Origin of the sequence: Rhizobium sp. 268, from assembly GCF_036571585.1 — a bacterium.
Taxonomy (GTDB): domain Bacteria; phylum Pseudomonadota; class Alphaproteobacteria; order Rhizobiales; family Rhizobiaceae; genus Rhizobium; species Rhizobium redzepovicii.
Map to the genome: position 1 here is coordinate 67,673 of NZ_JAPPSO010000006.1, position 20,882 is coordinate 88,554.

16 protein-coding genes are annotated in these 20,882 nt (G+C 61.2%); 10 read left to right on the forward strand and 6 right to left on the reverse strand.

Annotated elements, in window-relative coordinates; translation table 11 throughout:
• The first annotated feature begins 17 nt into the window (after window positions 1-17).
• Both OS035_RS13350 and OS035_RS13355 read left to right on the forward strand, forming a co-directional pair.
• Window positions 18-812 (forward strand): ParA family protein, encoded by a 795-nt coding sequence (locus tag OS035_RS13350; RefSeq protein WP_097625088.1) that lies wholly within the window; start codon window positions 18-20, stop codon window positions 810-812.
• 27 nt (window positions 813-839) lie between these two features.
• A complete protein-coding gene (locus OS035_RS13355; protein WP_003589542.1) occupies window positions 840-1,721 on the forward strand; it encodes a ParB/RepB/Spo0J family partition protein in 882 nt (293 codons plus the stop codon).
• Between the two features lie 60 nt (window positions 1,722-1,781).
• Here the strand turns inward: OS035_RS13355 and holA are convergent, their stop codons facing one another.
• The 3 genes from holA to leuS are packed head-to-tail and all read right to left on the reverse strand — an operon-like array spanning window position 1,782 to window position 5,974.
• A complete protein-coding gene (gene holA / locus OS035_RS13360; protein ID WP_097625086.1) occupies window positions 1,782-2,822 on the reverse strand; it encodes a DNA polymerase III subunit delta in 1,041 nt (346 codons plus the stop codon).
• A 10-nt stretch (window positions 2,823-2,832) separates the two neighbouring features.
• Window positions 2,833-3,354, reverse strand: coding sequence for an LPS assembly lipoprotein LptE (gene lptE, locus OS035_RS13365; protein WP_097625085.1), 522 nt, complete (start codon window positions 3,352-3,354; stop codon window positions 2,833-2,835).
• Window positions 3,344-5,974, reverse strand: coding sequence for a leucine--tRNA ligase (leuS, locus tag OS035_RS13370; RefSeq protein WP_097625084.1), 2,631 nt, complete (start codon window positions 5,972-5,974; stop codon window positions 3,344-3,346). The genes lptE and leuS overlap by 11 nt, the downstream gene beginning before the upstream one ends.
• Window positions 5,975-6,174: 200 nt before the next feature.
• Here leuS and OS035_RS13375 point away from each other — a divergent pair, with 200 nt between their 5' ends.
• The 3 genes from OS035_RS13375 (at window position 6,175) to OS035_RS13385 (ending at window position 10,019) form a co-directional block, all read left to right on the forward strand.
• The gene (locus OS035_RS13375; protein ID WP_097625083.1) at window positions 6,175-6,834 is read left to right on the forward strand and encodes a YggS family pyridoxal phosphate-dependent enzyme; all 660 of its coding nucleotides are present in this window, start codon (window positions 6,175-6,177) and stop codon (window positions 6,832-6,834) included.
• Between the two features lie 82 nt (window positions 6,835-6,916).
• A complete protein-coding gene (locus OS035_RS13380; protein ID WP_131710934.1) occupies window positions 6,917-8,827 on the forward strand; it encodes a propionyl-CoA synthetase in 1,911 nt (636 codons plus the stop codon).
• A gap of 256 nt (window positions 8,828-9,083) precedes the next feature.
• Complete coding sequence (locus OS035_RS13385; protein WP_097625081.1) at window positions 9,084-10,019, forward strand: flagellin N-terminal helical domain-containing protein; 936 nt, start codon at window positions 9,084-9,086, stop codon at window positions 10,017-10,019.
• A gap of 65 nt (window positions 10,020-10,084) precedes the next feature.
• On the opposite strand, the gene OS035_RS13390 is transcribed toward OS035_RS13385, so the two are convergent.
• Window positions 10,085-10,792, reverse strand: a complete 708-nt coding sequence (locus tag OS035_RS13390; protein ID WP_003589549.1) for a DUF1013 domain-containing protein — start codon at window positions 10,790-10,792, stop codon at window positions 10,085-10,087.
• A gap of 229 nt (window positions 10,793-11,021) precedes the next feature.
• On the opposite strand from OS035_RS13390, the gene acs reads away from it, so the two are divergent.
• Window positions 11,022-12,977 (forward strand): acetate--CoA ligase, encoded by a 1,956-nt coding sequence (acs, locus tag OS035_RS13395; protein WP_097625080.1) that lies wholly within the window; start codon window positions 11,022-11,024, stop codon window positions 12,975-12,977.
• 190 nt (window positions 12,978-13,167) lie between these two features.
• Here acs and OS035_RS13400 read toward each other — a convergent pair whose 3' ends face one another.
• Complete coding sequence (locus tag OS035_RS13400; RefSeq protein WP_097625079.1) at window positions 13,168-13,389, reverse strand: DUF1674 domain-containing protein; 222 nt, start codon at window positions 13,387-13,389, stop codon at window positions 13,168-13,170.
• Between the two features lie 110 nt (window positions 13,390-13,499).
• On the opposite strand from OS035_RS13400, the gene htpX reads away from it, so the two are divergent.
• The 4 genes from htpX to purH all read left to right on the forward strand — a co-directional run bounded on the left by htpX (window position 13,500) and on the right by purH (window position 19,466).
• Window positions 13,500-14,462: a zinc metalloprotease HtpX gene (htpX, locus tag OS035_RS13405; protein WP_097625078.1), complete on the forward strand. Its 963-nt coding sequence runs from the start codon at window positions 13,500-13,502 to the stop codon at window positions 14,460-14,462.
• The gene (locus OS035_RS13410; protein ID WP_183778513.1) at window positions 14,453-15,841 is read left to right on the forward strand and encodes an RsmB/NOP family class I SAM-dependent RNA methyltransferase; all 1,389 of its coding nucleotides are present in this window, start codon (window positions 14,453-14,455) and stop codon (window positions 15,839-15,841) included. The genes htpX and OS035_RS13410 overlap by 10 nt, the downstream gene beginning before the upstream one ends.
• Window positions 15,842-16,024: 183 nt before the next feature.
• Window positions 16,025-17,698 (forward strand): heparinase II/III family protein, encoded by a 1,674-nt coding sequence (locus OS035_RS13415; RefSeq protein WP_097625076.1) that lies wholly within the window; start codon window positions 16,025-16,027, stop codon window positions 17,696-17,698.
• Window positions 17,699-17,849: 151 nt separating this feature from the next.
• Window positions 17,850-19,466, forward strand: coding sequence for a bifunctional phosphoribosylaminoimidazolecarboxamide formyltransferase/IMP cyclohydrolase (gene purH, locus OS035_RS13420; RefSeq protein WP_097625075.1), 1,617 nt, complete (start codon window positions 17,850-17,852; stop codon window positions 19,464-19,466).
• A gap of 8 nt (window positions 19,467-19,474) precedes the next feature.
• Here purH and OS035_RS13425 read toward each other — a convergent pair whose 3' ends face one another.
• Window positions 19,475-20,863, reverse strand: a complete 1,389-nt coding sequence (locus OS035_RS13425; protein WP_097625074.1) for an MFS transporter — start codon at window positions 20,861-20,863, stop codon at window positions 19,475-19,477.
• Window positions 20,864-20,882: the final 19 nt, after the last annotated feature.

A 20,882-nucleotide genomic window follows, 5' to 3' on the forward strand; every position in this document is an offset into this window, starting at 1 on the left:
GATCGGATATTGCGGCAATGGCTGGCGAACGACATCGGATTATCACCATCGCAAATCAAAAGGGTGGCGTTGGCAAAACGACTACCGCTATCAATCTGGCAACGGCGCTCGCTGCTATTGGCGAGCGTGTCCTGATCGTCGATCTCGATCCGCAGGGAAATGCCAGCACTGGCCTCGGCATCGACCGTCGAGATCGCAAGCTATCCTCCTACGACCTGATGATCGGCGAGCACGGAATCACCGAAGTGACACTCGAGACCGCCGTGCCCAATCTCTTCATCGTTCCTTCGACGATGGATCTGCTCGGTGTCGAGATGGAGATTTCGCAGCAGAGCGATCGGGTGTTCAAATTGCGCAAGGCGCTGTCGTCGCCCGAAGCCATGGCATTTTCGTATATTCTCCTGGACTGCCCACCCTCCTTCAACTTGCTGACAATGAATGCGATGGCGGCGGCCCATTCGGTGCTGGTACCGCTGCAGTGTGAATTCTTCGCCCTGGAGGGGTTGAGCCAATTGCTCGAGACCGTCAGCCAAGTTCGCCGGACGGTTAACCCGCGCCTGGATATTCAGGGAATCGTCTTGACGATGTTCGATGCGCGCAACAATCTTGCCCAGCAAGTGGTCAACGATGTGCGCACACATCTTGGCGAAAAGGTTTACCACACGTTAATTCCGCGCAACGTTCGGGTCTCCGAGGCGCCCTCCTACGGCAAACCGGCCATTCTCTATGATTTGAAATGCGCCGGCAGCCAGGCCTATCTGCAGCTTGCGTCGGAGGTCATTCAACGCGAGCGCCAGAGGCTGGCAGCATAGTTATTATTGCAGGGGTGAGTTTGGATCATGAATGACGATGTATCGAAAAGGCGATTGGGCCGCGGCCTTGCGGCGCTGATTGGTGAAATGGATCAGCCTGTTCCGGTGGAAGCCGAGCGGACGATCAGTGCTGATAGAATGATCCCGATCGAGTTCGTCAGCCGCAATCCGCGCAATCCCCGTCGTTTCTTCGATGATACCGAACTGCACGATCTCGCCAGCTCCATTCGACAGCACGGTATCGTGCAGCCGATCGTCGTGCGGACGATGGACCGCGACCGATACGAGATCATCGCCGGCGAGCGACGCTGGCGCGCCGCCCAACTGGCTGGGCTGATCGAGATCCCTGTTATTGTCCGGGACGTGGATGACAAGACGGCGCTGGAGATCGCCATTGTCGAGAACGTACAGCGCGCCGATCTCAATCCACTCGAAGAGGCCCTGGGTTACGAGCAGCTGATCGCGGAATATGGTTATACGCAAAACGACCTCGGCGAAATCATCGGCAAGAGCCGCAGCCATGTTGCAAACTCGCTGCGGCTGCTGAAACTGCCCGATCCGGTTCGTGATCTGTTGGCCGCTGGCAGCTTGTCGGCCGGGCATGCGCGCGCACTGGTTTCGACGCCGGATCCAGCGGGTCTTGCTCGCACCATCGTTGCCAAAGGCATGTCGGTGCGCGATGCAGAAAAGCTGGCGCAAAACAATATCAAAGCTCAATCCGAGCCGCAGCTGGCCGCCTCGCGGCGAGATCAGAAGGATTCAGACACGCTGGCCTTGGAGCGGACGCTGTCCGATGCACTCGGTCTCGATGTTGCGATCAATCACAAGACGAGCGGTGGCCAGATCAAAATTTCGTACAAGTCACTGGAGCAGCTCGAAGAAATCTGCCGTTTGCTCGAAAGGCGTTGATGCAAGTTGCCGGAACTGCGCACCAGTTCCGGGATAACGACATGTATTGACGAGGTTTGGTCAGGCGGATTTGCGGCCGGATTGAAGGGTCGTGGACAAAAGCGTCTGCATCGCAACGCTATCTTCCAGCACCTGTCGCCGGCGGCTTTGCAGAATGGCGGCCTGCAGACGATTGGATTCACGCGCGATGGCTTCCGCGGTCCACTGGCGCAGCGCCTGTTCGATAATCGGCTTGCGGCGGAAATGCAAATGGCGGCCCATCGTCTGCATGATCTGAGGCGCCTGCAGGCGTTTTTCTTCCATTTCGGCCCGCATTGTATCGAGAAGCTGAAACTGCTTGAGGCATGCTTGCAACACAAGAAAGATCGCGGTTTTAGAGCTGCTGATCTTCTGCATTGCGTGCAGAAAACCGTTGAGATCGCCACTTAAAATGGCGTCGACGGCATCGTCAACGGAGATCGCACTGGCGTCGCCGATTATTTCGGTAACGTGATGTTCTTCGACCGTCGGGAAACCACGGCAATAGAGCGCGAGCTTGCGCACCTCGTTGCGTGAAGCGATGCGGTCGCCGCCGATCAAGGCAATCAGCGCCTGGCGGGCGGCCGGCGTGATGCCGAGCTTTTCCGCATTCAATTCGGCATCGATCAGAGTGTTCAGGGCGCGACTGTCATCGGCATAAGACGGGATCGTCATGATCGATCGCGCGCTCTCAGCCGTCTTGCGCAGCAGCGAACCCTTCTTCAAATCGCCGGCTTCGACGATCAGACGGGTGGCTTCGAGTGGCTTTTCGGCCAGCAGCGCCAAGGGGTCGACAAGATATTTCTCATTGGCGGCGCCGCGGATCCAGATCAACTTCTCACCACCGAACAATCCGATAGATTGGGCCTCGTCGACCAACCGTCCGGGATCCTTCTGCAGGTCGCCGATATCGAGTTTGGTCAGCGAGAAGGGATCATCAAGGGCCACACCGGTCTTACCGGCCAGCTGAGCGGCCCGTTCGGACACCAGACCGCGGTCGGGCCCATAAATGACGAAGATCCGATAGTTCCGCGCCGATTTCTGCAGGAAGGTTTCGAATTCGTGGGATTTGATCTCCGCCACATCCCCGCCCTCAGCGGCTGAGCGCAGCGGCGATATCGGCCCCGACGAATTCCGCCACCTGGTCCGCCGCGCGGTTCTGGGCATCGCGGATTGCCCGCTGCTTGGCGAACTCCTGGTCAGGGAAATCCACCAGTGCCGTGGTCGAGCGGCTGCCGGCCTTGATGACATGGTTGTCGGTTGCCGCGCGCAGCGTGTAGGTAACGCTGACGGTGACGCGACCGGCACGCGACGTATCGGCTGAATCTGTAAGCAGCGTATCGGCCACGGATGAAGTGACGTGCAAGTCGACCTGATAATCCGGTTTTTCAGGTTCGCCGGCACCACGCGACGCCATGAAGATCAGATGATTGCGGACCTGCTGCTCGATCCGGCTGCCTGCCGGGGAAAAGCCGACCGCGGCAAGCTTTTCGATGAGACCGGAATTTTCCGAATAAAGCGGCCGGACCTGGCAGGCAGAGAGAAAAGCCGCGGAGGCAAGGATCATGGCGATGCCGGCGTTGCGAGCCAGCTTGCAAGCGATATCAGACGACAATGTTCACAATCCTTTGGGGAACCACGATGATCTTCTTCGGTGCCTGTCCGTTCAACGCGTTCTTCACCGCATCCAGATCCAGCACGGCGTTGGTGACGGCATTCTGATCTGCGTCGCGAGAAATTGTCAATTCAGCGCGTTTCTTGCCGTTGATCTGGACCGGCAGGACGACATCATTTTCGATGACGAGCGTTTCGTCGTATTGCGGCCAGCCGGTCCGGGCAAGCAGCCCTTCATTGCCGAGTGCCATCCAGCATTCCTCAGCCAGATGCGGCGTCATCGGGGCGACGAGTTGGATCAGGATCTCTGCGGCATTTCGCACTGCCGCCCGATAGGTGGTATCGCCCTCGCCCGCCGCAACCCTCGTCATCGGCGCCGCCAGCGCGTTCACCAGTTCATAGATACGGGCAACGGCCTTGTTGAACCAGAGCTTGTCATAATCGTTCTCGACAGCCTTCAGGGTCCTGTGGGCGGCCTGCGAGATCGACAGTGCTTCCCCCTCGGTTGCCGGCGCAGGCGCGACGGCGGAAAGCGCAGCCGCGGCTTCGGAAATCAGCCGCCACAGGCGCTGGGTGAAACGATGGGCGCCTTCGACGCCGGCTTCGGACCAGATGACATCGCGCTCCGGCGGAGAGTCGGACAGAACGAAGAAACGGGCGGTATCAGCGCCATAGGAGGCGATGATATCGTCGGGATCGACAACGTTCTTCTTCGATTTCGACATCTTCTCGATCGAGCCGATGGCAATTTCCTCACCGGTCGTCAGCAGAAGGGCGCGGCGTTTGCCGTCGATCTCCTCAATGCGGATGTCGGCCGGCGCTACCCACTCGCGGCTGCCGCCGGCACCGCGGCTATAGGTTTCATGCACCACCATGCCTTGCGTGAACAGGCCCTTGAAGGGCTCCGTGACGCCGACATGGCCGGTTTCGCGCATGGCGCGGGTGAAGAAGCGGGAATAGAGCAAGTGCAGGATCGCATGCTCGATGCCGCCGATATATTGGTCGACCGGCAGCCAACGGTTAGCCGCCTCAGGATCGGTTGGCTTTCCCTCCCATGGGGCGGTGAAGCGGGTGAAGTACCAGCTCGAATCGACGAACGTATCCATCGTATCCGTCTCGCGGCGGGCATCCTTGCCGCAGGTTGGGCAGGAGACGTGCCGCCAGTTCGGATGACGGTCGAGCGGATTGCCCGGCTGGTCGAAGGTGACGTCGTCGGGCAGCTTGACCGGCAGGTCCTTCTTCGGCACCGGCACGACGCCGCAATCATCGCAATGGATGACAGGGATCGGGCAGCCCCAATAACGCTGCCGGGAAATGCCCCAGTCGCGCAGACGGAAATTGACCTTGCGCTCACCCTGCGGCGCATTGCCGAGCGAAGCGGCCGACAGCCGGTCGGCCACGATATTGAAGGCTTCTTCCGTCGTCTTGCCATCAAGGAAGCGCGAATTGATCATCACGCCATCGCCGTCGTAGGCCGTGTCGCCGACGGAAAAGCTCGCCGCATCGCCATCCCTCGGCATGACGACGGCCACAACCGAAAGGCCATATTTCCTGGCAAAATCAAGGTCGCGCTGGTCGCCCGAGGGGCAGCCGAAGATCGCGCCGGTGCCGTAATCCATCAGCACGAAATTGGCGACGTAGACGGGCAGCTCCCAGGATGGATCGAGCGGATGGCGGACGCGGATGCCGGTATCCATGCCCTTCTTCTCGGCGGTCTCGAGGGCGGCGAGCGAGGTGCCGGCGCGGCGGCACTCCTCGCAGAAGGCCTCGATATCGGCATTCCTTGCGGCGGCATCCTTTGCCAGTGGATGATCGGCGGCAATCGCCAGGAAGGAGGCGCCGAACAGCGTGTCCGGCCGGGTCGTATAGACGGTGATCTCGGTCTCCCCGGCGGGTGCCGTTTCCGCCACGATCTCCCAGCGGATCGTCAGGCCTTCCGAGCGGCCGATCCAGTTCTTCTGCATCAGGCGCACTTTTTCCGGCCACTGGTCGAGCGTATCCAGCGCGTCGAGCAGATCCTGGCTGAAATCGGTGATTTTGAAGAACCATTGCGTGAGTTCGCGCTGTTCGACCAGCGCGCCGGACCGCCAGCCGCGGCCGTCGATCACCTGCTCGTTGGCGAGCACGGTATTGTCGACCGGATCCCAGTTGACCTTCGACTGCTTGCGGTAGACCAGGCCCTTCTCCAGGAAATCCAGGAAGAGATGCTGCTGGTGCTGGTAATACTCGACGTCGCAGGTGGCGAATTCGCGGCTCCAGTCCAGCGAAAGCCCCATGGCCTTCAACTGCGCCTTCATCGAGCCGATATTCTGGTAGGTCCAGGACGCCGGGTGCACGCCGCGCTCCATGGCGGCGTTCTCCGCCGGCATGCCAAAAGCGTCCCAGCCCATCGGATGCAGCACGTTGTAACCGCGGGCGCGCTTGTAGCGGGCGACGACATCGCCCATGGCGTAATTGCGGACATGGCCCATATGGATGCGCCCCGACGGATAGGGGAACATTTCGAGGACGTAATATTTTTCGCGCGGATCTGAATTGTCGGTCTCGAAGACCTTGTCTTCGTTCCATTTCTGCTGCCAGCGGGGCTCGGCATCGCGCGGATTATAACGTTCGGTGGCCATGGTATTCGAATTCCGGAAAATCAGGGGAGGTTGGTCGAGACCTTCACCATGAAACCACGGTAGCGTCAAGTTTTGCAGGCGGTACAAGCGGCCGATCTTCGTCCTGGCCGGGCGATTTCGCGAGAGCGGGTCTTGGCAAGCACAGAATGGCTGGTTAGTTCATTGCCGATCCTTTCATGCTGGTATGTCGAGGCAGAACGATGGAACTTCAAGAGCGCTTGAACGACGTGCGGTCGCGGATTGCGGCTGGTGAACGCCAGGCAGCCCGCCCTGCGGGTTCCGTTCAGCTCGTCGCGGTGTCGAAGACCTTCGAGGCGGAGGCGATCCGCCCGGCTATCGACGCCGGGCAGCGCGTCTTCGGGGAGAACCGGGTGCAGGAGAGCCAGGGCAAGTGGCCGGCGCTGAAGGCCGAGCGGCCGGATATCGTGCTGCACCTGATCGGACCGCTGCAGTCGAACAAGGCGGCGGATGCGGTGGCGCTTTTCGATGTCATCGAGACGGTGGACCGGGAAAAGATCGCCCGCGCGCTTGCCGAGGAGATGAAGCGGCAAGACAAGAGGCCGCGGCTCTATGTCCAGGTCAATACCGGGCTCGAGCCGCAGAAGGCCGGCATTGCTCCCGAAGAGGTCGCGTCCTTCGTCGCCCTTTGCCGCGAAGAACTCGGCCTTTCCATCGAGGGTCTGATGTGTATTCCGCCGGCGGAGGAAAATCCCGGACCGCACTTCGCCCTGCTGGCAAAACTCGCATTCAAATGCGGCGTCGAAAAACTGTCGATGGGCATGTCGGGCGATTACGAGACAGCGATTGCCTTCGGCGCCACCAGCGTGCGCGTGGGATCGGCAATTTTCGGCGCCCGCTGATACTCTGCTTTGGTCGGGCTTCCCGTTCCCCCCACTGCCGCCTAGATTGAGATCGAGGCTTGCATATCCTGGGGAGGAGCAGATGCAGAACGGCTATCATCAGGCTTATACTGCCTGGAAACGGGATCCCGAAGCCTTCTGGCGCGAAGCCGCCGCCGATATCGACTGGTTCAAACCGCCGGCGCGGGTATTTTCGCCCGATGAAGGCGTCTATGGCCGCTGGTTCTCAGGAGCTGAAACCAATACCTGCCACAATTGCCTCGACCGTCATGTGACTGCCGGGCGCGGTGGCGAGACGGCGGTTATCTTCGACAGTGCGATGACCGGCGAGAAGCGCCGTTTCACTTACGACGAAGTCCTTGACGAAGTGAAGGCCATCGCCGCGACGCTGCTTGACCTCGGGATCGCCGGAGGCGATCGCGTCATCCTCTATATGCCGATGGTCCCGCAGGCGGTGTTTTCGATGCTCGCCTGCGCCCGCATCGGTGCGGTTCACTCCGTCGTCTTCGGTGGTTTTGCCGCCAGCGAGCTCGCTGCCCGCATCGATGATTGCGGCGCGAAGCTGGTGATCACCGCGAGCTGCGGGCTCGAGCCCGGCCGCATCGTCGCCTATAAGCCCCTTGTCGACCAGGCGCTCATGCTGGCGCGCTCGAAGCCGGAGCGCTGTCTGGTGCTGCAGCGGCCGGAACTCCGGGCGGATCTCGTCAGCGGCCGCGATCAGGATTTCGAGGCGGCGGTGGCGCAGCATCGCGGAGCCGAGATCGCCTGTGTTCCAGTCAAGGCAACCGACCCGCTCTATATCCTCTACACCTCCGGCACCACCGGCCAGCCGAAGGGCGTCGTGCGCGACAATGGCGGTCATTTGGTCGCGCTCAACTGGTCGATGCGGAATATCTACGGCTTGAAGCCGGGTGAGGTCTTCTGGACGGCTTCGGATATCGGCTGGGTCGTCGGGCACTCCTACATCGTCTATGCCCCACTGATCTCGGGCGTCACCACCCTGATCTTCGAGGGAAAACCGGTCGGCACCCCGGATGCCGGCGCGTTCTGGCGCGTTGTATCGGAATATAACGTGCGGGTGCTCTTCACCGCGCCGACGGCGTTCCGCGCGATCCGCCGGGAGGATGGCGACGGGGAACTGATGCGGCGGTATCCCATGCCGGATCTGCGGGCGCTGTTTCTCGCCGGTGAGAGGGCGGACCCGGAGACGCTGAAATGGGCGGAGCGCATGCTCGCCATCCCGGTCATCGATCACTGGTGGCAGACGGAGACCGGCTGGCCGATTGCCGCCAATCCGCTCGGCCTCGGCGCCCTTCCCGTCAAGCACGGTTCGCCGGCGCTGCCAATGCCCGGCTATGATATCGCCGTGCTCGACGATGCCGGCCATCCGATCGAGGCGGGAACGCTCGGCAATATCGTCATACGGCTTCCCTTGCCGCCGGGCTGCCTGCCGACCCTCTGGAATGCGGACGACCGTTTCCGGTCGGCTTATCTCGACGAGTTTCCCGGCACCTACAAGACGGCCGATGCCGGCTATATCGACGAGGACGGTTATCTCTTCATCATGTCGCGCACCGACGACATCATCAATTGCGCCGGTCATCGGCTTTCCACCGGAGCGATGGAGGAAGTCTGCGCGCGTCATCCCGATGTCGCCGAATGCGCGGTCATCGGCGTGATCGACAGGTTGAAGGGTCAGGTGCCATGTGGATTCCTGGTGCTGAAACGGAATGTTTTGCGCGAGGTGACGGCGATCGAATCAGAGGTGGTGGCGATGATTCGCGATCAGATCGGGCCTGTCGCCGCCTTCAAGATGGCCATCACCGTTAACCGATTGCCGAAGACGCGCTCCGGCAAGATCCTTCGCGGCACGATGCAGAAAATCGCCGACGGCATACCTTGGAAAATGCCCGCAACTATTGATGATCCAACGATTTTGGAGGAAATTGCCGAGGCGCTGCGCCGGCGTGGTTTGGGCTCTCTGCCGATGTGAAATTACACATTCCTTAAGCCCAATTGAGGAATTGTTAACCATGTGATGCAAGGGTTTGTTAACGGCAATGGCTTGTATAGCAGGCTTTGCATGACGCGGTCGCCGTTACCGGCCTACTGCATAATTCCTTAAATCGGAATCGATCTAAGGGCAAAATTATGCAGCAGTTGAAGTGCTACAGCGTCCTTTGCGCGTCTGAAAGACGCGCGGCGCTGTAGTCCGGAATGCCCTTTCTCCAAAGATTGTGGAACGGATCATGACAAGCATCCTTACCAACAACGCTGCCATGGCAGCGCTGCAGACTTTGCGCGGCGTAAACGACAGCCTCAAGGACACCCAGGGTCGCGTTTCCTCGGGTTATCGTGTCGAGAAGGCAGCCGACAATGCTGCCTACTGGTCGATTGCTACGACCATGCGTTCTGACAACAAGGCGCTTTCGGCCGTCTCCGACGCGCTCGGACTTGGCGCGGCCAAGGTCGACACCGCCTATTCGGCCATGGACAGCGCGCTCGACATCGTCAGTGAAATCAAGGCGAAGATCGTTGCCGCCACGGAAAAGGGCGTCGACAAGACGAAGATCCAGCAGGAGCTCGATCAGTTGCAGGAACAGCTGCTCAGCATCGCCCAATCGGCGTCTTTCTCCGGTGAAAACTGGGTCGCCGGCGCCGACGGCACGAAGAGCGTGGTTTCCTCCTTCGTGCGTGATGGCAGCAATGCCGTCTCGGTCAAGACGACGGACTATGTGCTCGATTCGGGATCGCTTGGAAATGTGCTCTTCGGCATGACGAGCACCGGTGCGATCGAGACATCAAGCGGGATCATCGGCACGGCCTTCAACGGAACCTATGGCGGCACCTTCATCGTCATGGCGTCGATCTATGATCTCGATATTACCGGTTTCACCCAGGGCCAGCTCGATTCAGCCCTGACCGGCGTCGAACTGGTTTTGGGTGCCATGACGGCCGCCGGCTCGGCTCTCGGCTCAATCTCGACCCGTATCCAGCTGCAGGAAAATTTCGTCAGCGGTCTTCATGATTCGATCGACTCCGGCATTGGCCGCCTGGTCGATGCCGATATGGAAGAGGAATCGAGCAAGCTGTCGGCGTTGCAGACGCAGCAGCAGCTCGCCGTCCAGTCGCTGTCGATCGCCAACAGCTCGGCGCAGAACATCCTCACCCTGTTCCGCAGCTAATCCGCAACAAAAAACCCCGCCGGTCAGCTCATACCGGCGGGGTTTTTTATCAGATCGTCGATCTCTCAGTACTGATCGTCGTCGTCCTCGTCCTTCGGCGCCGAGCGCAACGAACTCAGCTTGCGGAAGACGGCGTCGGCATCGATTTCCTTTTCCTTTTCCTCCTCGCGCTCGTAGCTCGGGGTCAGGCGCTCGGTTTCCTGGGCCGATTGGAGCGTCGCGCCAAGCTCGGCGGCGGTCGGCAACGGACGGCCCTTGGAAGCCTTTTCCACTTCCATGTCGAGATCGATCTGGCTGCAAAGGCCGAGCGTTACCGGATCCATCGGCGCCAGGTTGGCGGAGTTCCAGTGGGTGCGCTCGCGGATCTGCTCGATGGTGGATTTCGTCGTGCCGACGAGGCGGGAAATCTGCGCGTCCTTCAGCTCCGGATGGTTGCGAACGAGCCAGAGAATGGCGTTCGGACGGTCCTGACGCTTGGAAACCGGCGTATAACGCGGGCCGCGGCGCTTGGATTCCGGCACCCGCACCTTCGGTTCGGAAAGCTTCAGCTTGTGGTTCGGATTGGCTTCGGCGCGGGCGATCTCGTCGCGGGAGAGCTGTCCGGTCGAGATCGGGTCGAGGCCCTTGATGCCCTGCGCGGCTTCGCCATCGGCGATCGCCTTGACTTCGAGCGGATGCAGTTTGCAGAACTGCGCGATCTGATCGAAAGACAGTGCCGTGTTGTCGACAAGCCAGATGGCGGTCGCCTTCGGCATGAGCAGTGTTTGAGCCATGGATATAGTCCTTCTATCGTCCGCGCCGGTCGCGGTCCGTGGATTGTCACCACAATGTCCGGGAAATATGGCGCTATATAACCGCACTGTCGCAGAATTGCAATTCTTCCGGAATGAAATGACCTTTGTCTAATTGCCGCCACGATGCGAGCTGCTATGAATTGCCGTGTTTTGAAATCCGGGCCCTAAACTCAGGCAGCCCGTCGCATGTCCCATGAGGAGGAGTTGCATGTCGGAGAAGATCTATCCGGTCACGAAGCCGGTGAAGGCGCGCGCCCTGATCGATAAGGAAAAGTACCTGAAATGGTACGAGGAAAGCGTCGAGAACCCGGACAAGTTCTGGGGCAAACACGGCAAACGGATCGACTGGTTCAAGCCCTATACCAAGGTCAAGAACACGTCCTTTACCGGCAAGGTTTCGATCAAGTGGTTCGAAGACGGGCAGACCAACGTCTCCTATAATTGCATCGACCGGCATCTCAAGACCAACGGCGACCAGGTAGCGATCATCTGGGAGGGCGACAATCCCTATATCGACAAGAAGGTCACCTATAACGAGCTCTACGAACATGTCTGCCGGATGGCGAACGTGTTGAAGAAGCATGGCGTCAAGAAGGGCGATCGCGTTACCATCTATATGCCGATGATCCCGGAAGCGGCTTACGCGATGCTCGCCTGCGCCCGCATCGGCGCGGTGCATTCGGTGGTCTTCGGCGGCTTTTCGCCCGAGGCGCTCGCCGGGCGTATCGTCGATTGTGAATCCACCTTCGTCATCACCTGCGACGAAGGTCTGCGCGGCGGCAAGCCGGTGCCGCTGAAGGACAATACCGATACGGCGATCCATATCGCCGCCCGCCAACATGTGCATGTCAGCAAGGTGCTGGTGGTGCGCCGCACCGGCGGCAAGACCGGCTGGGCGCCGGGCCGCGATCTCTGGCATCACCAGGAAATCGCCACGGTGAAGCCGGAATGCCCGCCGGTGAAGATGAAGGCGGAAGACCCGCTCTTCATTCTTTATACGTCAGGCTCGACCGGCAAACCGAAGGGCGTGCTGCACACGACCGGCGGTTATCTCGTGTATGCGGCGATGACGCATGAATATGTCTTCGACTATCATGACGGCGACGTCTATTGGTGCACCGCCGATGTCGGCTGGGTCACCGGCCACTCCTATATCGTCTACGGGCCGCTCGCCAACTGCGCAACGACGCTGATGTTCGAGGGTGTTCCGAATTTCCCCGATCAGGGCCGCTTCTGGGAAGTCATCGACAAACACAAGGTCAACATCTTCTACACCGCGCCGACAGCGATCCGCTCGCTGATGGGGGCCGGCGACGATTTCGTCACGCGCTCCTCGCGCTCATCGCTGCGCCTGCTCGGCACTGTGGGTGAACCGATCAATCCGGAAGCCTGGGAGTGGTATTACAATGTCGTTGGCGACAAGCGCTGCCCGGTGATCGATACCTGGTGGCAGACCGAAACCGGCGGCCATATGATCACGCCGCTGCCCGGCGCCATCGATCTGAAACCCGGTTCTGCGACAGTGCCGTTCTTTGGCATCAAGCCGCAGCTGGTCGACAATGAAGGCAAGGTGCTGGAAGGGGCCGCCGACGGCAATCTCTGCATCACCGACAGCTGGCCGGGCCAGATGCGCACGGTCTATGGCGATCACGACCGTTTCATCCAGACGTATTTCTCCACCTACAAGGGGAAGTATTTCACCGGCGACGGCTGCCGGCGCGATGCGGACGACTATTACTGGATCACTGGCCGTGTCGACGACGTGCTCAACGTCTCCGGCCACCGGCTCGGCACCGCGGAGGTGGAATCCGCACTCGTCTCGCACAATCTGGTTTCGGAAGCCGCGGTCGTCGGTTACCCCCACCCGATCAAGGGCCAGGGCATCTATTGCTATGTGACGCTGATGGCCGGTCACGAAGGAACGGACACGCTCCGCCAGGAACTGGTGAAACATGTGCGTGCCGAAATCGGCCCGATCGCCGCACCCGACAAGATCCAGTTTGCGCCCGGCCTGCCGAAGACCCGTTCCGGCAAGATCATGCGCCGGATCCTGCGCAAGATCGCCGAAGACGATTTCGGCGCGCTTGGCGATACCTCGACGCTCGCCGATCCGGCCGTCGTCGACGATCTGATCGCCAACCGGCAAAACAAGGCGACGGCCTGATATAGCGAGCCGCTCCAGCCTATCGGGTTCTGGGGCGGCTCACTTCCTACATTTGGAGGCGTGGCCGGCGGCTCCTCATATTGCTGTAAGAGAAGATTGCCCGCGAGGTGACGTTAGCCGGATTCTTTGGCAACGATCGACCATTCCGTCCAGCACCTCGCGTGTCAGTTCCCGACCGAGACGAGAAAACCTAAAAATCGATCGCCCGGCCATTGATCTCGTAATCGCCGAAGCGGGCCGGCTCGGCGCCGCCGCGGCCGCCGGTTTCCGGTGGCAGCTCCAGCGGCTTCTGGTTCTTTCGCCGCTCCTCGGCTTCGGCAAGCGCACGTTTGGCAGCCGGGGACAGCATCTTGCGCGGCTGCGATGCCTCGGCAGTCGGCGTTTGGCTATTGTCGTTATCGGCGTCCTGCATGGCATCTCCTGCCCGAAAATATTGAAAATGGCTGGTTAATAACCAAATCATAATGTGCCGGTGCCGCGATTGAAAGCTTGCGCCGGCGAAATCGGAGATGGAGATCCGCAATGAACCTCGTCCGCACTGCCATGTTGCTTGCCTTCATGACGGCGCTTTTCATGTTTGTCGGCTTTCTGATCGGCGGTCGCGCCGGCATGATGATTGCTTTCGTCATTGCCGCCGGCATGAATTTCTTCTCCTATTGGAATTCCGACCGCATGGTGCTTTCGGCCTATCGCGCTCAGCAAGTCGATGAGCGCAACGCACCGGAGTTCTTTGCGATCGTGCGCAATCTCGCCCGCAATGCCGGCCTGCCGATGCCGAAGGTCTATCTCTATGACAGCCCGCAGCCGAATGCCTTTGCCACCGGCCGCAATCCCGAGAACGCCGCCGTCGCCGCCTCGACCGGCCTGCTCCAAGCATTGTCTCCAGAGGAGGTCGCCGGTGTGATGGCGCATGAGCTCGCCCATATTCAGAACCGCGACACGCTGACGATGACGATCACGGCAACGCTTGCCGGGGCGATCTCGATGCTCGGCAACTTCGCCTTCTTCTTTGGCGGCAACCGGGAAAACAACAACAATCCCCTCGGATTCGTCGGCGTCCTCGTCGCGATGATCGTGGCGCCGCTTGCGGCCATGCTGGTGCAGATGGCAATCAGCCGGACGCGCGAATATTCGGCCGACCGCCGCGGCGCCGAGATCTGCGGCAATCCGCTCTGGCTTGCTTCCGCCCTCGGCAAGATCGCGCGCGGCGCCGCTCACGTGCCGAATGAGGATGCCGAGCGCAACCCGGCGACCGCGCATATGTTCATCATCAATCCGCTCTCCGGCGAGCGCATGGACAATCTGTTTTCCACGCATCCGAACACGGAAAACCGCATCGCTGCGCTGCAGGACATGGCGCAGGGCGGCATGAACGTCTCGACGCCGCCGGTTCGGGCTGCTACTCCGTCGCGCAAATCGCGCTCTGTTCCGGATACGGGTCTTGGTCGCGGTGGTTCGCAACCGCCAAAAGGTCCATGGTCTTGAATTCAGACGGCACGAAGAAACCATTCCGCAAGCATAGGCCCTCCGCCGAGCGATCCGCGCCTGTAAAACCTGGCCTGCAGGCACGGGCCGCGGCGGCAAAAATTCTCGGCGCCGTCATCGATCGCAAACTGCCGCTCGACGGTGCCCTCGATCATGAACACGGCAATCCGGCCTATCGGGCGCTTGGCGAAAGCGACCGGGCGCTTGTCCGCGCCATCCTGAACACGACGCTGCGCCATCTGCCGCGTATCGATGCCGCCATAGGTTCGCTGCTGGAATCGCCGCTGCCGGAGGGGGCACGGGCGCTGCAGCATGTGCTTTCGATCGGCGCCGCACAGATCCTCTATCTCGATGTGCCCGACCATTCGGCCGTCGATCTTGCCGTCGAGCAGGCCAATCAGGATCCGCGCAACCGGCGTTTTGCCAAGCTGGTCAATGCCGTTCTTCGCCGGCTCGGCCGCGAGAAAGATGAGGTGCTCGCCGAAATCGGCAAGGTCGCGCCGATGCCGGCCTGGTTCATCGCCAGGCTGGAAAAAGCCTATGGCCGGGACGCGGCGCTGGCGATTTCGGAATCCCAGCTCCAACCGGCCGCAATCGACCTGACCGTCAAGTCGGATGCCGAAGGCTGGGCAAAGCGGCTGAACGGCGTTGCACTGCCGACCGGCGGTGTGCGGCTCGCGGCTTTCGATGGCGGCATCCCGTCGCTTGAAGGCTTCGATGAGGGCGCGTGGTGGGTGCAGGATGCGGCCGCAAGCATTCCGGCCAGACTGTTCGGCGATCTCTCGGGCAAGCGCGCCGCCGATCTCTGCGCCGCGCCCGGCGGCAAGACGGCGCAGCTCATTCTTGCCGGCGGTGCGGTCACTGCGCTTGACCAGTCGGAAAGCCGGCTGAGACGGCTGCGGTCGAATCTCGACCGGCTCAGCCTTAAAGCAGAGACGATCGCGGCGGACCTGACGACATTCGAACCGGCCGAGCGTTTCGATGCAATCCTGCTCGATGCGCCCTGCTCTTCCACTGGCACAACACGCCGGCACCCCGATGTGTTGTGGACAAAGGGACCCGAGGATATCGGCAGGCTGGCGGCGCTGCAGGAGCGGCTGCTGCGTCATGCGCTGACATTGCTGAAGCCGGGTGGCACTCTGGTTTTTTCGAATTGTTCGCTGGATCCCGCCGAAGGCGAGGAGGTCGTTGCCCGCGTTCTTGCCGACACGGATGAGATCGAGCGCGCTCGCATCGATGCCGGCGACTGGCCCGGCCTTGAAGCGGCGATCACGCCGCTCGGCGAATTCCGCACGCTTCCGACCATGCTAAAAATGCCCGATGGCATCGCCTCCGGTCTCGACGGCTTTTATGCCGCCATGCTGCGGCGCGTGGCCTGATTGCGGGCTCACGCGCGTCGTGCCACGTCTGCCCACGCAAGACGCTTTACATCGCGCCTGACCGCGGGCGAAACACGTTAATTTGCGTATATTCGAACATTGTTACGAATTAATTCATTGCGGGCGATGAAATCGGCCGCTTTTCACCTATTCTTAACCACGAGGGTCAATAGACAATAGAATATGCAGTCCGGTCGGCGTTTTGCGAGCATGTATGTTCGGGAGGCTTGGCGGCGCGCCTTGCGCCGCGTCGCATTGCTGCGCCTAAAGCTCTTCCGCCATTCGATCAACGTGCCCGAGCGTCTGATCGTCGCGCCGACCGATCTCCGCAGCATCGATTCGCATGTGGCCGACGAGATCCTCAACGGACGATTTCTGCTGGCCGGGCGGATGCTGGAAACGAGTGGAAAGTCACCCTTCACCTTTACCCTGCCTTCGCGCCCCTTCGCGATCCGCCTTCACAGCTTCGGTTGGCTGCGGCATATCCGAGCGAACAAGACGGAGCGCAGTTCGGCCGCTGCCCGCGCGATCGTCGACAGCTGGCTTTCCATCCATGCCGGCCGCATGGAGGGGATTGCATGGGAGATCGACGTCACCGCGCAGCGCGTCATAGCCTGGCTCTCGCATTCGCCGGTGGTGCTGCAGAATGCCGACCGTGGCTTTTATCGCCGCTTCATGAAGTCGCTGGCCTTCCAGGTGAGGTTCCTGCACCGCATGGCGCCCTATACGCTTGGCGGCCTGGAGCTGTTTCGGCTGCGTATCGCGCTCGCCATGGCCTCCGTCGCCATGCCTGCCCGCGCATCGACGCTCAGAAAGGCAGCACAGGCGCTCGACCGCGAATTCGATAGCCAGATTTTGCCGGATGGCGGCCATATCTCGCGCAATCCGCGCGTCGGCCTGGAATTGCTGCTCGATCTGCTGCCGTTGAGACAAACCTATGTCAATCTCGGCCATGACCTGCCGCAGAAGCTGATCTCCGGCATAGACCGCATCTATCCGGCGCTGCGGTTCTTTCGCCATCAGGACGGGGATCTGGCGCTGTTCAACGGGGCGACATCAACGTTGGCAAACGAGCTGATCTCGGTGCTCAGATATGACGAGACCGCCGGCCAGCCGTTCAAGGCTTTGCCGCAGTCGCGCTATCAGCGGCTTTCCGGCGGAAAAACAGTCATCATTGCCGATGCCGGCACGCCGCCTTCAGGAGGCGCGTTGCGGACCGTGCATGCCGGAAGCCTCTCCTTCGAAATGTCGTCCGGCCGCCACCGCTTCATCATCAATTCGGGCTCGCCGAAATTTGCCGGGCACCGCTATGTCCAGATGGCGCGCACGACGGCGGCGCATTCGACTGTTATTTTGAACGACACTTCGTCCAGCCGCTTTTCGCCCTCGCCCTTCCTCAATCACGCGATTACCGAACCGGTGAGAACAGTCACCGTCGAGCGCGCCGAAACGGAGGACGGACGCGACGGCATCAAACTCAGCCATGACGGTTATCTCAGGGTGTTTGGGGTGTTGCACGAGCGTGAGCTGACACTCAATGGCGCAGGCTCGATCGTGACCGGGCGCGACCGGCTCGTCGTCCGGGAAGGATCTGAGCATGACGAGCCCCTGAAGGCCGTCGCCCGTTTTCATATCCATCCCTCCATCGTCCTGCAGCAGAGCGACGGGGAGTCCGTGCTGCTGACGGCGCCGGACGGCGAAAGCTGGCTGTTTTCGGCGCCCGGCAATGAAGTGCTGATCACCGAGGACATATTCTTTGCCGACAGCTCCGGCATTTGCGGCTCGGACCAGATCGAAATCGACTTCGATCTTGCCGAGAAGACGGAAATCCGCTGGTTTTTGTCCCGCAAGGGATAGCACCTGTTTGCGCGGCGGCGAAGCTGTGCTAACGCGGCCTCAGAATGCGAGCGTCCTGGAGCAGGATGATCTTAGGCCCGAGCCGGCCTGAAATCCGAATCCTGCTCTAAACCAAGCGGATGTCTCCCGAAGCCCGAACGGAGAAGGTTTCATGGCCGTCATTTCCAAGAAGATCCCCGCCCCCGACAAGGTCGAAATCAAGACCGCCCTCCTCTCCGTCTTCGACAAGACCGGGATCGTCGAACTCGCCCAGGCACTGTCGGAACGAGGCGTACGGCTGCTGTCGACCGGCGGCACCTACAAGGCGATCGCCGCCGCCGGCCTTGCCGTTACCGATGTCTCCGAGATCACCGGCTTTCCCGAGATCATGGACGGGAGGGTCAAGACGCTGCATCCGACGGTGCATGGTGGCCTGCTGGCGATCCGGGACGATAGCGAACATCAGGAGGCGATGAAGACCCACGGCATCGAGGCCATCGACCTCGCCGTCATCAACCTCTATCCCTTCGAGGAAGTGCGCGCGGCCGGCGGCGATTATCCCACCACCGTCGAGAATATCGATATCGGCGGCCCGGCGATGATCCGCGCATCGGCCAAGAACCATGCCTATGTGACCATTCTGACCGACCCCAACGATTATGCCGAGTTCAAGGAGCAGCTTTCCGCCGATGCCGGCAAGACGGCCTATGCCTTCCGCCAGCGTATGGCCGCCAAGGCCTATGCCCGCACCGCGGCCTATGACGCCGTGATTTCCAACTGGTTCGCAGAAGCGCTGTCGATCGACACGCCGCGCCACCGCGTTATCGGCGGTGCACTGAAGGAAGAGATGCGTTACGGCGAAAACCCACACCAGAAGGCTGCCTTCTATGTGACCGGCGAGAAGCGCCCGGGTGTTTCCACGGCTGCCCTCCTCCAGGGCAAGCAGCTCTCCTACAACAATATCAACGATACGGATGCCGCCTACGAGCTGGTCGCCGAGTTCCTGCCCGAGAAGGCGCCGGCCTGCGCCATCATCAAGCATGCCAATCCCTGCGGCGTCGCCACCGGGTCGAGCCTGGTCGAGGCCTATCGGCGGGCGCTTGCCTGCGACAGCGTTTCCGCCTTCGGCGGCATCATCGCGCTCAATCGGACGCTGGATGCCGAAACGGCCGAAGAGATCGTCAAGCTCTTCACCGAAGTGATTATCGCGCCTGATGTGACCGAGGAAGCGAAGGCGATCATCGCTCGCAAGCCGAACCTGCGGCTGCTGTCGGCCGGCGGCCTGCCAGACCCGCGTGCTGCGGGCCTGACAGCGAAGACCGTTTCCGGCGGCCTGCTGGTCCAGAGCCGCGATAACGGCATGGTCGAGGATCTGGAGCTCAAGGTCGTCACCAAGCGCGCGCCCACCGCGCAGGAGCTTGACGATATGAAGTTCGCCTTCAAGATCGGCAAGCACGTGAAATCGAACGCCGTGGTCTATGCCAAGGACGGCCAGACGGCCGGCATCGGCGCCGGCCAGATGAGCCGCGTCGATTCCGCCCGCATCGCCGCGCTGAAGGCGGAAGAAGCCGCGAAGGCGCTTGGCCTGGCAGTGCCGATGACGCATGGCTCGGCAGTCGCCTCCGAAGCCTTCCTGCCGTTTGCCGACGGTCTCCTGTCGATGATCGCCGCAGGCGCGACCGCGGTGATCCAGCCGGGCGGTTCGATGCGCGACCAGGAGGTCATCGATGCCGCCAATGAACATGGCATCGCCATGGTCTTCACCGGTATGCGCCACTTCCGGCACTAATTGGGCGTCTATGCGCGGTCGGCCGGATAGGGCGTGCGGATCAGGAGCACTAGTCCGCCGGCGAGAAACAGGATCAGCGTGGCCATTCCAAGCCGCGGTGATCCGCTCATATAGGTCACCAGCGAGAAGAGCAGCGTCGCCATGAAACTCGTGGCGCGCCCCGAAAGCGCGTAGATGCCAAAGTAGCGGCCGGCCTCTTCAGGGCTGACGCTGCGGGCGAGATAGGAGCGCGACGAGGCCTGCACCGGCCCGAAGGCGAACCCGATCAGCAGGCCGTAGAGGATATAGGCTTTTTCCGCCGCAGTGCCGAAGAGGCCGCCGGAATCCGCCGTCGGCAGCGGCAGCAGGCCAAACAGGGTGTAACCCGGTCCTGTCGAAATGATGCCGATCGTGGCGAGAAGCAGCATGGTCAGGCTGATGACGACCGTCACCTTCGAACCGACACCCTTGTCGATGCGGCCGGCGATCAGGCAACCGAAGATCGCGACGACATTGAGGATGATGCCGTAGATGCCGATCTCGATCGTTGCCCAGCCGAACATGCCGGCGGCGAAGATACCGCCGAGGATCAGCAGGCCGTTGACCCCGTCCTGATAGATCATCCGGGCGATGAGAAATCTCAGTATGCCGCGGCGTTCCTTGAGTTCGCCAAGCGTGTTTTTCACTTCCCGCAGGCCGGCGCGGACGGCGGGGCCGAACGGAAGACCTCTGCCGACATCCGGCGTGAAGAAGAACATCGGCAGGATGAAGATCAGATACCAGACGGCCGAAATCGGCCCGGTGATGCGTGCATCCTCTCCGGTCCGAGGATCGAGACCGAAGAGCGGCTCGAGGCCGAGGATGGTCTTGCCGCTCTCCGGGCTCGCCGCCAGAAGCGTCACGACGGCAATGAGCACGATGATGCCGCCAAGATAACCGAGCCCCCAGGCTGTGTTGGACAGCTTGCCGACCTCGTGTTTGGCGACCAGGCGCGGCATCATCGAATCGTTAAAGACGATCGAAAACTCAGCCGAAATCGAGGCGAGGATCATGAAAATGACCGGATAAAGAACAGGCGAGCCGGGGGCTGCGAACCACAGGCAGAAAAGGCTCGCGATCTTGATGACCGCGAAAAAGCCGATCCAGGGCTTGCGTGCGCCGGACTGGTCGGCGATCGAGCCGAGGATGGGCGAGAGCAGGGCGATGATCACCGAGGAGATCGTCGCCATGTTGCTCCACGTCGTCTGCGCGGAAACCGGGTCATCGGTCAGACGGGAGACGAAATAGGGACCGAAGATGAAGGTGGTGACCACGGTAAAGAAGGGCTGGGCTGCCCAATCGAAGAACATCCACCCCCAGATGCCCTTCTCCGTGGCTTTCGGCGGCTGCGTTCCTGTCCAGTCGATGCGATTCAACATCCGCTCCTTTTCCGCGGAC

What these genes read in the sequence shown, in the direction of transcription:
- OS035_RS13425 (WP_097625074.1), bottom strand. Translation starts at nt 20,863, where the DNA reads ATGTTGAATCGCATCGACTGGACAGGAACGCAGCCGCCGAAAGCCACG.
- OS035_RS13350 (WP_097625088.1), top strand. Translation starts at nt 18, where the DNA reads ATGGCTGGCGAACGACATCGGATTATCACCATCGCAAATCAAAAGGGT.
- OS035_RS13415 (WP_097625076.1), top strand. Translation starts at nt 16,025, where the DNA reads ATGCAGTCCGGTCGGCGTTTTGCGAGCATGTATGTTCGGGAGGCTTGG.
- OS035_RS13355 (WP_003589542.1), top strand. Translation starts at nt 840, where the DNA reads ATGAATGACGATGTATCGAAAAGGCGATTGGGCCGCGGCCTTGCGGCG.
- htpX (WP_097625078.1), top strand. Translation starts at nt 13,500, where the DNA reads ATGAACCTCGTCCGCACTGCCATGTTGCTTGCCTTCATGACGGCGCTT.
- OS035_RS13400 (WP_097625079.1), bottom strand. Translation starts at nt 13,389, where the DNA reads ATGCAGGACGCCGATAACGACAATAGCCAAACGCCGACTGCCGAGGCA.
- OS035_RS13410 (WP_183778513.1), top strand. Translation starts at nt 14,453, where the DNA reads ATGGTCTTGAATTCAGACGGCACGAAGAAACCATTCCGCAAGCATAGG.
- acs (WP_097625080.1), top strand. Translation starts at nt 11,022, where the DNA reads ATGTCGGAGAAGATCTATCCGGTCACGAAGCCGGTGAAGGCGCGCGCC.
- purH (WP_097625075.1), top strand. Translation starts at nt 17,850, where the DNA reads ATGGCCGTCATTTCCAAGAAGATCCCCGCCCCCGACAAGGTCGAAATC.
- OS035_RS13385 (WP_097625081.1), top strand. Translation starts at nt 9,084, where the DNA reads ATGACAAGCATCCTTACCAACAACGCTGCCATGGCAGCGCTGCAGACT.
- OS035_RS13375 (WP_097625083.1), top strand. Translation starts at nt 6,175, where the DNA reads ATGGAACTTCAAGAGCGCTTGAACGACGTGCGGTCGCGGATTGCGGCT.
- OS035_RS13380 (WP_131710934.1), top strand. Translation starts at nt 6,917, where the DNA reads ATGCAGAACGGCTATCATCAGGCTTATACTGCCTGGAAACGGGATCCC.
- OS035_RS13390 (WP_003589549.1), bottom strand. Translation starts at nt 10,792, where the DNA reads ATGGCTCAAACACTGCTCATGCCGAAGGCGACCGCCATCTGGCTTGTC.
- leuS (WP_097625084.1), bottom strand. Translation starts at nt 5,974, where the DNA reads ATGGCCACCGAACGTTATAATCCGCGCGATGCCGAGCCCCGCTGGCAG.